Source organism: Gilvibacter sp. SZ-19 (assembly GCF_002163875.1).
Classification (GTDB): domain Bacteria; phylum Bacteroidota; class Bacteroidia; order Flavobacteriales; family Flavobacteriaceae; genus Gilvibacter.
This window is the reverse complement of sequence record NZ_CP019333.1, coordinates 325293-339749: the sequence shown is the minus strand read 5'-3', so window position 1 is coordinate 339749 and position 14457 is coordinate 325293. Positions and strand designations below refer to the sequence as shown.

At 44.2% G+C, this 14457-nt stretch carries 7 protein-coding genes; 3 read left to right on the top strand and 4 right to left on the bottom strand.

All coding sequences use genetic code 11. The features are described 5' to 3' along the window. Positions 1-84: 84 nt before the first annotated feature. The 4 genes from BTO09_RS01605 to BTO09_RS01590 all read right to left on the bottom strand — a co-directional run bounded on the left by BTO09_RS01605 (position 85) and on the right by BTO09_RS01590 (position 7035). Positions 85-2490, bottom strand: coding sequence for a gliding motility-associated C-terminal domain-containing protein (locus BTO09_RS01605; protein WP_087522996.1), 2406 nt, complete (start codon positions 2488-2490; stop codon positions 85-87). A 35-nt stretch (positions 2491-2525) separates the two neighbouring features. Further along, the gene (locus tag BTO09_RS01600; protein ID WP_157663399.1) at positions 2526-5228 is read right to left on the bottom strand and encodes a T9SS type B sorting domain-containing protein; all 2703 of its coding nucleotides are present in this window, start codon (positions 5226-5228) and stop codon (positions 2526-2528) included. A gap of 69 nt (positions 5229-5297) precedes the next feature. After that, positions 5298-6134 (bottom strand): ABC transporter permease, encoded by an 837-nt coding sequence (locus BTO09_RS01595; RefSeq protein WP_087522994.1) that lies wholly within the window; start codon positions 6132-6134, stop codon positions 5298-5300. Next, entirely contained in the window at positions 6127-7035 is a 909-nt protein-coding gene (locus tag BTO09_RS01590; protein WP_087522993.1) for an ABC transporter ATP-binding protein, read from the bottom strand. The genes BTO09_RS01595 and BTO09_RS01590 overlap by 8 nt, the downstream gene beginning before the upstream one ends. Before the next feature lie 238 nt (positions 7036-7273). Between BTO09_RS01590 and BTO09_RS01585 the strand changes: the two genes are divergently transcribed. Genes BTO09_RS01585 through BTO09_RS01575 form a run of 3 tightly spaced genes read left to right on the top strand, consistent with a single transcriptional unit; the run spans position 7274 to position 14441 of the window. After that, the gene (locus BTO09_RS01585) at positions 7274-10561 is read left to right on the top strand and encodes a toxin-antitoxin system YwqK family antitoxin (RefSeq protein WP_087522992.1); all 3288 of its coding nucleotides are present in this window, start codon (positions 7274-7276) and stop codon (positions 10559-10561) included. Next, positions 10545-12476, top strand: coding sequence for a DUF3857 domain-containing protein (locus BTO09_RS01580; RefSeq protein WP_087522991.1), 1932 nt, complete (start codon positions 10545-10547; stop codon positions 12474-12476). The genes BTO09_RS01585 and BTO09_RS01580 overlap by 17 nt, the downstream gene beginning before the upstream one ends. 6 nt (positions 12477-12482) lie before the next feature. Next, positions 12483-14441, top strand: coding sequence for a DUF3857 domain-containing protein (locus BTO09_RS01575; RefSeq protein WP_087522990.1), 1959 nt, complete (start codon positions 12483-12485; stop codon positions 14439-14441). Positions 14442-14457 lie beyond the last annotated feature (16 nt).

Here is a 14457-nt window from a genome sequence, read left to right as displayed (position 1 = left end):
TTTCAACGATGTAGGTAAAAAATTGGCCTAAAATCGGGGCTTAAATGTTAAAAAAACAGTGCTCATTCATCGCTTGGATAAAGCTTATTCCCTGTTTAAATAGAGCCAGCCGCTCATAGGATCATAATTTTCATCGCCCAAGAACAACAAGTAGTAATAAACCCCCGGAGGTACAGGTCCTGAAGGCCGCGCCAGGCCTTTGTTTGGTACTCCATTCCAATGTCCTGTTTGGTTGTTCCCTGAGAAGATCAAATTCCCAAGTCGGGAATAGATTTCCAAGCGATGATCGGGAAAAATATCTAACAGTCCAACAATTTCAAAGAGGTCGTTAATGCCATCGCCGTTCGGAGAGAATCCTTGGGGGATCACCGGAGGGCAATTTTCTACAGAAAGCTCAAAGCTGACTATATCAAAACAGATCGAATTGTCGAATCGCACATAGATTTGCTGCGGATTGCTGCTGTTGTTGAATTGCCGCGGATTCACTATCGCTCCGATCCCTAATAAGGCGTCCGAGGCAGAGGTGAAATAGCGAATCTCGCCTGTTAGATCCGCAAAATTCTCTTCCGTAGTTTGGGTAAGATCAAAGGTCGCAGTATCAAAACCGAGATCGCAAGCCGAGAGGTCCGGGAGTGTAGGAAGCTCCGGAATATTTTCAAAGCGCACTGTGGTTTTGAAAGTGTTATTGGTCTCGTCTAATTCTTCCACCGTGCCGCTACCGTCTCCAAGGTCATCAACAACTGCCAGGAGGCTAAATTCATCGGGCAGCGCTGCATCTAAAGCTAGTTGAAATTCCAAGTCTATAAAACCACCAATCGCAATAGCTGTGGGAGTGTCTAGACCCAAGAAGAAAACACCGTCGACATAAAGTGAAATAGGCGTTCCCACCGGAAGTGGAGCTGTTCCTGCTGTGTTAAAAACCCTTAGGGTCAAATCCAAAATACGGCCTCGGCAGGCTGTGATCGGATCGGGTAAGGAGACTGATGCATCGGGTAGTGGACAAATGATCACCCTGATCTCAAAGGAGCTCACCACAAAACAGTCTGCATTAGCAACACGTACATAGATGGTTTGCGTTGTGCTTAGGGGTAAATAATTTGTAGGATCAACTATAGGATTGTCACCGGAATTTGCATCTGCTTCGGATTCGTGAAAGCTCAGTATCAATTCTGGGTCTATCCCTGTTAAGGCGTCGTTCAGATCAAAGAATTCATCGCCAACGGCGTCGCAGCGTTCCAGATCTTGCGGTAAAGGAAATTCCGGGAATTTGACCAGACGTACTGGCAGCTCGGCTTCATTATTGGTCTCATTCAACTCCGCAACCACACCGGTTCCGCTACCTGTATCATCGGCAACGATTCGCAAGTTAAAGGCATTCGGAACAGCTTCCGGGATATTCAGTGAGATAGCTTGCGACTCTTGCCCATCGATGGGAATATCAGCTAAAGTTGCCGCTGTTCCAACCAAGGTGGCGTTTGCGTAAAAGGCTATGGGTGTACCAGCCAAAAGGACATCTGTACTGTTTATGTTGTAAATGGTATAGTCCACCGAGAGTTGGCGTTCTCCACAGCTAGGATCGCTTACTGTATCTATACTGGCAGTAGCATCAGGTAATTGACTGTTAAGAACGGTGACAATATTATTGATCATCACAAAATCTTGCCCTGAGGTGAGTTCTATGAGGGCCGAAGTGTCGCCGGGTTCTATATTGTCCTCAATGGAGTAGAAGTCAATGTCCATATTGTAAAGCACATCAGATCCAGTAAAGGAGTTGGTACTGTTAAAGGCATTATCTGCCGGATTTAGTGGCGGATTGCTTATTATATCTCCATTGATGCTGAGGGTTTCCGTTACGCTCAGGGCAGCATCGCCCTCCCAAGCCAGAAAGCCGATTTTTGCGCCTTCGTCGTCCAGCACGTTAAGGCTTTCTAGTTCTATGCTGATGGTTTCCGGGACGCGCTCCAATCCTTCGTACATATTGAGTTGATTCAAGGGCAAGTCCGGATCCTCATAAACGATCACAATAGACCAACCGGCAAAATTGGTTCCGGTAGGGCAGTAGGTCTCAATGATACTACTCAGGTCGAGTTCTGATAAGGTATAGGTGCCGCTTCCTGTGGATTGAACAAGTGCTGTTATGTCTGTCACGGCGGCAAAGAAAGAACGGGTATCGTCTAGAGCAAGGGCAAAGGTTCTGTCTGGCCTTATTTCACTGTCGTTGAGTTGAACTTCAAAATCTCCTGTGCCAGAGCCTGCCCAGTACAAAAGGGCATTGATGACTGTTTGGTCGGGCTCCAAAGACAGCTCCGCAGCAGAAGAGGTTAAGATCTCACAAGGAGCACCTCCGCCGTTCTCTGCAGTATTTAGGGTATTACCAATAGCAGTGTAATCGTAGCGGCCGTTAAATTGATTCAGTAAGCTAACCTCTTGTGCAACGCAGAAGGCATGCCAAAAGAGCAGAAGAAGCCCTAAAGACCGATTCAGTTTCATAGCTAGCTGATTTTCTTAAAGATATAAATATTTCTTTAGCGAACGAGACTAAAGTGTGAACGCAGCTCGCGTCCGTCTTCAAAGATCACGCGGAACCAATAGTCGCTGGACGGCATGGGGTTGCCGTTGTAGATTCCATCCCAACCTGGACTAAGGGGATTAAGGCGTTTCAGCATTTTCCCATAGCGATCGTAGATATAGATCTGAGCTTGGGATTCAAAATCAGGACGCACTCCCAAAACTTGCCAAAAGTCATTGATGCCATCGCCGTTTGGCGTGAAGTAATTCGGATATCCAAGTACAGAAACCACTTCTTCGCTAATGCCACATCCCAATCGATCTCTTACATATACGGTATAGACCCCTGGTCTGACATTGGTAAAGGTGTTTTCCAACTGATACGGCCCTGTCGGGTCGTTCAAAGCGTATTCGTATTCCCCCGGACCGCTCACATTCACAATTAGCGTATTGGTCTCTGTAAGGTCTGTGACTTCTATGCTTTCTATAGTCGCCGGACGCGAACCAACAACAGTAATGGTTCGTCTTTTGGAGCAGCCTTCAGGATTAATAATATCCACAAAGTAAACACCCACCTCATTAATTGCGATGGTGGAAGTGATCTCTCCTGTAGACCACAGATAACTATAGGCTTCCAGCGGGCTGTCATTGTCAATGATAGGGCCAACCTCTAGAGTAATCGTGTCCGGAAAACTGTTCAGGCAATACAAGGCTTCATCTTGCGTGACAATATTGGGTAGCTCGTACACTTCTAAGAAGATCCGGGCAATTCCAAAGCAGGTATTGTCTTGCTCCAAGCGGGCGTAAACCGTTTGCTGGTAGGCTTGTTGGTTGGTATAAGAAGTTGGTATCGGATTGGTCTCTGCTAAGACATCTTCTAAATTGGCATAGAAGCTAAGGCTGAGATCTGCAGGTAAGCCGTCTAAGATAATCGCAGCCGCCTCTCCAAGGTCGAAGCTAGTAATACCATCTTCTGTCGCATCGTCACATTGGCTTAAAAAGACATCGTCTATCTGCTCTCCTGCTACAACTAATTCTAATTGTGCAATACTTGCGCAGCCCGCCTGATCAAAAACACGGGCAAAGATAGTTTGCGGATTGCTGAGGTTGGCATAAGCTGTTTCCGGTAAAGGCGATTCGTTATTCTCCGCTTGCAATAGGGTCTGATGAAAACTCACATCCAAACCAGCAATACCTCCCGTTAGATCAGGGATTGCTTCCGTGAGGTTAAAAACACTAAAACCGTCATTGTTGCCGTCTGCATCGCATTGGGTCAGCAAGCTGTCAAATGCTTCTGGTAATGGGTTGATGATCACATTTGCTTGCCCTATTATTGGACATTCGCCATTCATGGGGTCTATTTCTACACGATACACTCCTGCGGTACTCACCACCAGATCAAAATCGCTTTCTGGCAGAAGCACTTCGTCTCTGGTCCAAACATAGGTCGCTCCTGGAATATCTGGAGCCACTAGCGTAAAGCTGTCGCCTTCGCAAAGGTTTAAGGTGGTCGCAGATTCACCGTTCTGAATAATGTCTACGGTATTGAGAAACAATGATTGAATAAACGGAGGTAAGCCAAAATTTCCAGTTCTTCCACCGAGTGATACCGCTGCTCGTTGATAATTGGCTCCTGTACCTGCGGTATTCGGATCATTGATGATATCTAAGGAGTCTTGATTCAAGATCACCCGATAGATACGCCCATCAATACCCAATTGTAAAGCGCCAGTGGAATTGTCATTGGTGCTCAATACGGTTCTTGTCGCCGATGGATCTGTAGCCGAAAGGTCGAATTGGTAGACCTCTCCAAAAGCAAAGCCGTCCGTATCATAAACGCCAGCGCAAGTGTAAACTAAATTGGAATCCGGAGAGAATTCCACCCCATAAGGTGAGTTTCCATTGACATCCAGATCAAGGCCGCCGGAGGCAACTCCCGTTGCTGTATCAAAATCATAGACCAAGAGCGCTCCTGGTGAACCGGCATCACTTGCAGGGTTCTCATTCAAGGTAGCGTGAGCAATGGCAAGTTTACTGCCATCCGGGCTGGATTTTAAGTAACCTAAAGCGTTATCTCGATAGCCAATAAGAGGAACTTCTGGTTCTACCAAAGATTCAACAGGCGTTGTGTTAACGCCGGCTCCGCTAACATCGTAAGCATAGAATCGGTCTACAAAATGCGTAATGACCCAAATAGATTCGCAGTCGGCATTGCGCACCGCAGTGATCTTCTCTGAGTTGGTTGGCAACAGATTGATGTTCTTTTCTGCCGCGACCACATCGCCCAGACCTCCATCTAAATTCATGTCTACGGTGGAATAGTTCAATCCGCGAAGTGCGGCGGGATCGTTCTCTCCTGGAAACAAACCATCTACCGTAAATATGTAATAGATGTTGGCTTGCTGCGGATTGGGTACTATGATAGCCGATTGCGTAGAAGTATCTTCTCCTAAAAGGCCTGTTCCATTGGGCATGACCTGATGATCTCGGTTCCAGACCAGGGTTCCGTTGGTGTAAAAAAGTAAGTTTCCGGCACTGTCACTTATGGTAGCACAGCCTTCTAAAGTTTCTAAGGCTCCGTCTGTCAAGGGCGTCGGTGGACTGGTATTGAAATTAAGTCCAGCCCGATCTCCAAAATACCAATTCGCTGCTTCCCCCTGCGCCTGAGCGTTCAGGGCAAAGAGCAGCCAAAAGAGACCGAAAAGAGATAACTTTTTCATTGCAATGAGGTGAAGGCAGCGGCTCATTGGCAGCTGCCCTTCCGATTGTTCGGAAGCCTCAGCAAGATACTATAAATCTCGTTTTTTCAGAATGAGTAAGGACCAATAATTGAATAGGAAAGTCCAAACAGATACTATAGCGATCTTAAATAAGGTCACATTATAGGTCTTGGTGAATTCTGCACCCAATTGGGTTGCAGCCGATTGCACGGCATTAAAGCGTGTAAAGGGCTCTATGATGAGGTTTTGCATACTCATCAAGGGAAAGAATTGCACCACCTGTGCAGGTATTTCTGAATTGTCCGGAAGCTTTGATACTAGGATTCCGTATACAGCCCACTCGATGATCCACCAAATAAGTAGGAACCCAAGAGCAAAGGCCGATCGCTTGACAAGGACTCCCAAGAATAAACAGAAGGAGAAAAAGGCCAAGAGTTTCAAGAAATAGGCAAAGACGTATTCTAAGTCGCGCACTATGATCCCGAACTCGGTATAATCAGAAAAAATCAAACCTAAGATTAGCGATACTATAAATATGAAGGCCGTAGAAACTGCAGCAAAGACAAAAACCGTAATGAACTTGGACAAGACGAACTCGCGCTTGCTCAAACCGTCAATTAGGTTCTGTTTTAGGGTTCTATGGGTATATTCATTAGCCATCATGGAGACAATGACTATGGCCAAGAACATTTTAAGCAATGCTGCTATCCAGGTATTGAAATGCCAAATGAATGGGAAGTTAAAGATCCCTTGATCGGCCAATCTGAAACTGAAGTTCCCAAAATTGAATTTGATAGACGCCAAAAGCGACATCAAAGAGATCAAGATAAAATAGACAGCCGTGATTACACGTGCTGATTTGTTGTGGATGAGTTTGTGGTATTCTATCTGAAGTAATCTAAGCATGCTGTTCGATTTTGTTGGTTAATTCTAGGAATTGCTCTTCTAGGCTTTCTTTGCGCTTGTCTAGTTTAGACAACACAATTCCTTCTTTGAATAACATTTCGTTGAGCACGCTGGCTTCTAATGGCTCGTTCAAATAAGCAACCAGACTTTCGCCTTCTTCTTTGATTTTTCCAAAACTACCATTGCCTTCCAAATAGGCGCGCAAGCGAACCATATCATTAGCTTGCAGCGTAAAGAACCCATGGCTGGCGTTCATGCCTTCTACAGGACCTGAGTACAGGGAAACTCCTTTACGCAAGATCACTACGTGCGAACACACCTTTTCAACCTCGTCCAAAAGGTGAGAGGCCAAAAGAATAGTGGTACCGCCTTTAGCGATCTTTTTTATGATCTCACGGATCTGATGAATCCCCTGCGGATCTAAACCGTTAGTAGGTTCATCTAAGATCAGGATCTCCGGGTCGTTAAGCAGTGCAGAGGCGATGGCCAAGCGCTGTTTCATCCCCAAAGAGAAGGTTTTAAAACGACTGTCCTTGCGATCTAACAGCCCTACCAATTCTAATTTCTCTTCGATCTTATCTTCTCCAACTCCTTTGATCTTAGCCACCAAGGCTAAGTTCTGAACCGCACTCATGTACGGATAGAAATTTGGACGTTCAATAATAGCGCCCACGCGTTTAAGTGCGTCGTGGGTAGAGGTGTTGCCGTCGAACCAGGTAAAGTCACCTGAGCTTTTATTTACGACATTCAACACAATTCCGAGTGTGGTTGATTTTCCACTTCCGTTAGGGCCCAAAATACCGTAAACATTGCCTTTCTCTATGGTAAATGAGAGGTTGTTCACTGCAGTCAATGGCCCAAAACGTTTGGTGAGATTGGTAAGCGTTAGGATGGGTTGCATTTATGGTTGTTTAGTAAAACTGATGTCTGTAAGACGAACCACTCCAATAAATGTTACAAGCTAATTGTAGGTTCAAATTAGTTTGATACGCCTTGCATAGCCTATCTAATTCATAGCTCGATTATTAATTTTCTGAGCCTTGAACTAAAATGAGTGCAATTTTGGGTAATTATACTCTTGCTTTTGATGCAATTAATTGATTAATTTGAGAGACACTCATCAGATCAGTAAAAAAAGCATGAAATTGAAATTTTTGATCGGGGCACTTTTATGCAGTGCCTTCAGCTTCGCGCAAGAGCAATTGGTAAAACTCGATGCCGAAGAAATATTTGAAAAAGCGGCCCAGTTAATTCAACAGGATAAAATCAAAGACTTGATAACCGAATTGGAGCGAATCCCTAAAAGCGATTCGCTGTATTGTTCTGCTCTGGCCTCAAGATCTTACTATCACCTGGCCTTAGAAGAAATGGACAAGGTTATAGAAACGGTCAATGAAGGGCTTCAAAACGAGTATTGCGCCGAGGAATCATTGGTCTTCTACATCAACAAATCGGTTGCTTTTTTAAATACCGACAGAATCACTGAGGCCGAAACCACCTTGAAAGAGGGATTAGAGAAGTTTCCGACCAGTCCAAAGATCTGGTATAATTTGGGCTTGGTCTATGAAGGTCAGGACAAGCTCAAAGAGGCTATAGCCGCTTATGATACTACCATAATGTTAGACCCCTTTTACGAAAAACCACATTTGCGTTTGGGGAATATCAGTTATCAAGCTGGGCAAATGAGTCGGGCACTGATGAGTTTTAATATGTATTTGCTCATAATGGCTGCGGATGGAGGAGACGATTCTGTGGTGCGAGCGCTAAACGACTTCTACTCTCGAAGTAACCCCAACGTATCTGCAGAGGTCGATATGGGTGAAGATTCGAATGGCTCTTATCGGGAGTTAGATATGATCCTAGATCAAGGTTTGGTTTTGAACGAAGGGTACGAAACACCCAGTCAAATAGACGAAGCCCTAGTACGACAGTCACATCTTTTATTGGCTCAACTCGATAAAATGGAAGACACAGAAGGCTTGTGGAGTGGTAAATATCAAGCCTTGTATAAGTACATCAACCAGAATGAGGAATTCGAGGATTTTATTTTAGCAATGTACTACGGATCTTCAGATACGGACCACCAGAAGTTGATCGAGAAGAAGAAAAAGGATCTGCAAGAATTCTACGATCGCTTCCAACAAAAGTGGGCGGCTTTGGTCAGCGTAAATACACAAACCAAACAACCGTATAAAAGCTACTATTACAACGGAGACTATGTATCTGCCATTGGAGTTCGCGATGGGGAGAAATTTATTGGAGATTGGAAATTCTACGACGATGGCGGCAGACTCAGCGCTACCGGCAGCTTTGACAACAATGGCGAACGCGACGGTACTTGGGTTTGGTTTCATCCCAACGGAGAAAAAAAGGAAGCTGCACAGTATAAGCAGGGCGTGCTAGATGGGCCAAACACCTATTGGTTTGAAAATGGCACCAAGAAAGTAGAAGCCAGTTATACAGACGGGGAACTACAAGGGCCTTATACGACTTACCGTTCCACTGGAGCCCTATACCAAAAGGTGAATTATGTGAAAGGGAAAAAACAAGGCGAATATGTGAGCTATTTTCCTGTTGGCGAACAGCTGCCGGAATTTGAAGCGGTTTATACCGACGATAAACTCAGTGGAACTTTGGTGGAGTATTATTCCAATGGAGCGGTCTATTTAGAAACCCCTTATGTAGATGGAGTTCCCTCTGGGGTAGAGCGCAAATACTATCCGCAGCAAAGCTTAAGCGCAGAGACCACCTATTTGAATGGCAAAGTAGAGGGGCCCTACACTTTTTATTATCCTGATGGCGCAAAGAAAGAAACGGGTAGCTATAAGAACGATCAGCTGCACGGTGAAATTAAGCAGTATTATCCTGACGGCACGGTGGAAGGGCATTATCAATATGCCGAAGGGCAGTTAGAAGGGGTCTCAAAGAATTACGATTACGACGGTAAACTTCTCTATGAATATACATACAGACGCGGAGAGGTTATCGCCTATAAATTCTACGATAAGTCTGGTGGTGTTTTGCGCGAGGACCGCAAAAAAGGCGGTGAATTCTACTATTATTCGTATTCGCATTTCGGGAAAGTGAATTCAGAAGGCCTTTATGATATTTCAGGAGGAAAAAAGGGACTTTGGAAATTCTATTCAGATCACGGGGTTTTAACCGAGGCCACGAGTTTTGAGAATAATGAACCCATAGGGGAGTCCCTACTCTATTATTTGGACGGAACCCTAAAGACCAAGTCTAACTTTGTAGACGGCAAACTAGAAGGCTATTGTGTAAACTATTACAACAACGGCAATATGGAGTCTCAAGGTTATTACAAGGAAGGAGAGGCACACGGGAAGTGGCTGTTCTACTATTCCAACGGAGTAGTGAAAGAGGAGAGTTTTTACCACAAGGGGCAACCGCATGGCGATCAGAAGCGTTACGATGCTAAGGGCAGATTAGCTATGGTCTACAATTACAAATTCGGAGAATTCCTAAGTGAGACCAGATACTTGCCAGACGGTACGGTTTTTGAGACTGTAGATCGCAGTGCCAAGCCTGGAAAATATGTTGATCAGTACCAACATTTCAATGGGAAGCCTCAATTCAAGTTCGAGATCCTTTATGGGGTCAAGCACGGAAAAGCTTCGGAATTGGGGTTTGAAGGAAACAAACTATTTGAAGGCCAGTACGTGAATGGGAAACAAAACGGACCTTGGGTCTATTATCATCCTAACGGACAAGTGGAAATTGAATGTGAGTATTTATTGGGAGACCTGCACGGAGAGCTGATATTGTATTACGATAACGGAGCTGTATCTACCAAATACACTTCGGTTAACGGGGAACGCTCCGGTATGGATATCGATTATTTTAGAGACGGAAAACTAGATACTCAGATCAATTATGTAAACGGTAAGAAAGAAGGGCGTATGGAATTTTACAGCCCTGATGGTCAGTTCCAATTGGTTCGATTCTACCGTTTTGGCAGGCTTTTAGGTTATTCACATCTGGATGAGAATGGGCAAGAGTTGCCTATGATCCCTATAGAGAACGAAACGGCCAAGTTCACTACCTATTACGACAACGGCCAGCCATCGCGTCAAATGGAATATCTCAACGGACAGTTGGTCAACGAGTATAAGACCTTTTATTACAGTGGTGCTCCACACGAAGACATCAACTACCGAAACAACGAGTACGACGGGAAATACTTAGAGTATTTTGCCAATGGGAATCTGAAGAAATCCTTCAATTATCAATACGGTGCTAAGAACGGTGTTCAAAAGGAGTACTACGAGAACGGAAAACTAAAGTCCGAAATAGAATACGTAGATGACGAAAAAATGGGCTATGCCAAGTATTACGATGAAAACGGCACCCTAAATAAAGAAGAGACTTATTTTAACGGAATTATATTCGATGTCAAAAAACCATAAATCTGTATTGTTGTTTGGTTTGCTGGTTATCTGCTCCAGCCTGCTGAACGCGCAGAACTTTGAGGAGTTCAATACCTATAAAAGCAAATATCCGGACGCGCGCTTTGTGCGTTTGAATAACGAGATCGAAATTTCGATCTCTGTAGAAGAAGATCAGCTCTATATAGAAAAAGCGGCGCAGAAAGAAGACCTCTATTTGGACGATACGGCCAAGTCTTTCTCTGACAGTTCCCTGAGCTATTCCACCTTTTTTGAACTGCGCGATATCGAGGCGTCTTCGCTTTTATACGAGGACGGCAAACTCACGGAGTATCCCATAGAAGAATTCAAAGAAAGCGATGAGGCCAGCGATGTTTTCTACGACGATACCAAGACCTTGAACTTTATCTATCCCGGACTTAAGGAAGGAGCCAAATCCCGACTGCGATACAAACAGATCATTAAGAACCCACGTTTTTTGGGAGCTTTTTATTTGGGCGATTTCTATCCGATCTCCAAAGGGACCTTTAAACTCGTTGTAGATAAGGATATCGAAATGGATTTCAAGCTTTTTAATGCAGACACCATCAAGGTGGATTTTAGCAAGAAAGAGCGCCGCAAGACCATAGAGTATACCTGGCAAGTACAAGATATAGACGAATACGACTACGAGGCCAATGCACCGAATTATCGTGAAGTACTGCCGCATGTAGTGCCTATAATTCGGTCGTATAAGTCCAATGGTAAGACTATCAAGGTCTTGGGCGAGCTCGGAGACCTTTACAGTTGGTACGCCTCTTTGGTACAAGAGGTTAATACACAAGAACCGTCACCGGAACTCAAGGCTATTGTGGATGAGATCACCGCAGGGCTTACTACAGATCTGGAAAAGGTGAAGGCTATTTTCTATTGGGCACAGCAGAATATTAAATACGTGGCCTTTGAATATGCCTTGGGAGGTTTTGTCCCACGAGAGGCCAACGAGGTGTTCAATAAAAAGTATGGCGATTGCAAGGACAATTCCAGTATTATGGACGAGATGATGGAGATCGCTAATATTAAAGGAGATCTTACTTGGATAGGGACTCGCGAGATCCCGTATTCTTATACGGAGCTACCTACCCCTGCAGTAGACAATCATATGATTTTGAGTTATACCGAGAACGGAAAGACCTATTTTTTGGATGCTACGGGTCGTTACACGCCCTTTGGCTTTCCGACCTCTTTTATTCAGGGGAAAGAAGCCCTTATTGCCGATGGAGACAACTATAGATTGGTTGAGGTACCTGTTATGGAAGCTGCCGCCAATGCCGTAGTTGACAGTACACGCTTATCTATCGTAGACAAAAAGATAATAGGGCAGAGTAAAACGGTTTTCTCCGGATATGTAAAAGGCGATCTTTTTGAGAGTTTGGACAATCTGAGCTCCGCAAAGAACCTGAATGAATACTACAACAACAGACTTACTAAAGGGAATAACTCTTTCTTGGTTGATGAGGTTGTGGAAAACAACAAATTCGATTACGACAAGGACTTTGAACTAACGTACAAATTTGAAGTTACCGACCACCACAAGAGCTTAAAGGACGAGATCTATATCAATCTGAACCTTTCTCAGCTACTCTCTGATTTTGTAGAGAAGGAAGACCGTAAGTATCCCTTTGAGATGGATTATAAAAGGGCCATAAAATTCGTAAATATCTTAGAGGTTCCGCAAGGCTATACCGTAGACTATATACCGGAGAATGTCTCTGCGGCCAACGACTTTATGAGTTTTGAAATCACCCATGAGGTAAAAGGACAAGAGATCATCTATACCCACAGTGCCACTTTGGACTTTTTGACATTAAACACCGATCAACTAAAAGAAGCAAGAGCCGTAATTAAGGCTGCTCAAAAAGCATATCGCGACATCGTCGTTTTAAAGAAAATCTAGCATTATATGAAGAAATTTATTTTTATCCTCGTTCTCATCCTGAGTGGAAAGCTACTAGCACAAGAACCTTTTTACACCAGTTTTGACTGGCAAGATATTGCCACTGCTGAGCTCCAATCAACTTCTGATTATTCCTCTCATGTTTTAGATCACGATATGGTGATCGAATTCTATTTTGAGGGAGAGGATCTGGTGGAGTATTTCTTAGAACATTTGGTCATTAAGTTAGATTCTGACGAGGCTATCGAGAATTACAATAAGGTCTATTTACCCTATTCCACTCGCTCTGAAATTGTGGTGAACAAGGCTCGTGTAATCAACCCTGACGGGAGTATCCTTGAATTGGATGATTCCAAGGTGCTCACATCTACAGACGAACAGACCGGGCGCAAGTATAAGTTCTTTGCCTTTGAAGGTCTTAGTCGCGGTTCTGTGATCGACTATTTCTACGTAGTGAAGCGTCGTCCGGTATACACCGGAAACCGATTGAGCTTTCAAATGGGGATCCCCAAGAAAAAGGTCAATATGGAGGTTTTTGCCCCGTCTAACCTGGAGTTTGCCTTTAAGTCTTATAACGGATTGCCAGAAATGGAAGCAGCCGAATCCGCAGCAGGGAAACTACACTGGAAGCTTTATGTAGAAGATATTCCGGCCATAGAAGAAGAGGAATTCTCGGCCTATGGAGCCTCTAAAAAGGCAGTTGTGTACAAATTGGAGCGAAACAATTACAACAATTCCACGGGCTTCGCTTCCTACAAGGCGATTGTAAAGAACTTGCATCCGTATTATTACGAGGAGATTCTTGAAAAGCAGAAAAAGGCGCTGCGTAACCTGATCGATCAGATGCAATTGAACCCAAATGCCGAACTGGATGCCAAAATGCGCGAGCTGGAGCGCTATGTGAAGACCAACATATTCCTAACCGAGGGTGCTTCAGATAAATTGAGCACCATAGAGAATATCTTAATTGACAAGGTGGCGGACGAAGCTGGAATCATTAAACTTTATACGGCTTTGCTCTCAGAACTCAAGGTGGAGCACGAATTGGTCTTTACTTCAGATAGACAGGATCAGAAATTTGACAAAGAATTCGAAGCGCATAATTTTTTGACCGATGTATTGATCTACATTCCTGCAACTAAGAAGTTCTTTAGCCCTGGCGATACTGATTCTCGCTACGGATTCCCTCCAGGCTATTTAACCGACAACTACGGCCTGTTCATCAAGACCGTAGACTTGGGCGGCTTTAAATCTGGTTTGGGACAGATCAAGTATGTCGATGCGGTAGGAGCAGAGCGTACAATCGACAATATGATGATCAAGGTCGATTTTAATGAAGATCTTAGTGCCAATCGCATCGCCATGGACAGAAGTATGTCTGGTTATTACGCCATGTATATTCAGCCGTATCTGTATTTGGCAAATCCGGAGGCCAAAGAAAGTCTGTTAGAGAGTTTTGCCAAGCGCCTAGATGAGAATGCGGAGATCTTGGAAAAGTCCTTTGTCAATGAAGGTCCTGAATTTTTCGGGGTGGAACCTTTGGTGGTAAATATCGAGTTTAACTCCGAAGCATTTATAGAAAGAGCAGGTCCTAAAGTTCTTTTAAAGGTTGGGGAGCTTATTAGTGAGCAGACCCAACTATATCAGGAAAAACTGCGCACCTTAGATGTAGAGAACGAATTTAACAGAACCTACGAACGCACTATCGAAGTAGTGATTCCAGAAGGTTTTCAAGTCACGAATCTCGAAGATATTGTGATCGACAATGCTTATGAAGAATCTGGTAAAGAGGTCATTTCCTTTAGATCTTCTTATGAGCTAGACGGTAATATCTTGCGCATCAAGGCAGACGAATACTACCGCGTCAACATCATGAAAAAAGAACTCTTTGAGGAGTTTCGCACAGTGATCAACAGCGCTGCGGATTTCAACATGGTCGTTTTGATCTTGGAACCGGCAAAATAAAGTTTAAAGCCTCGGG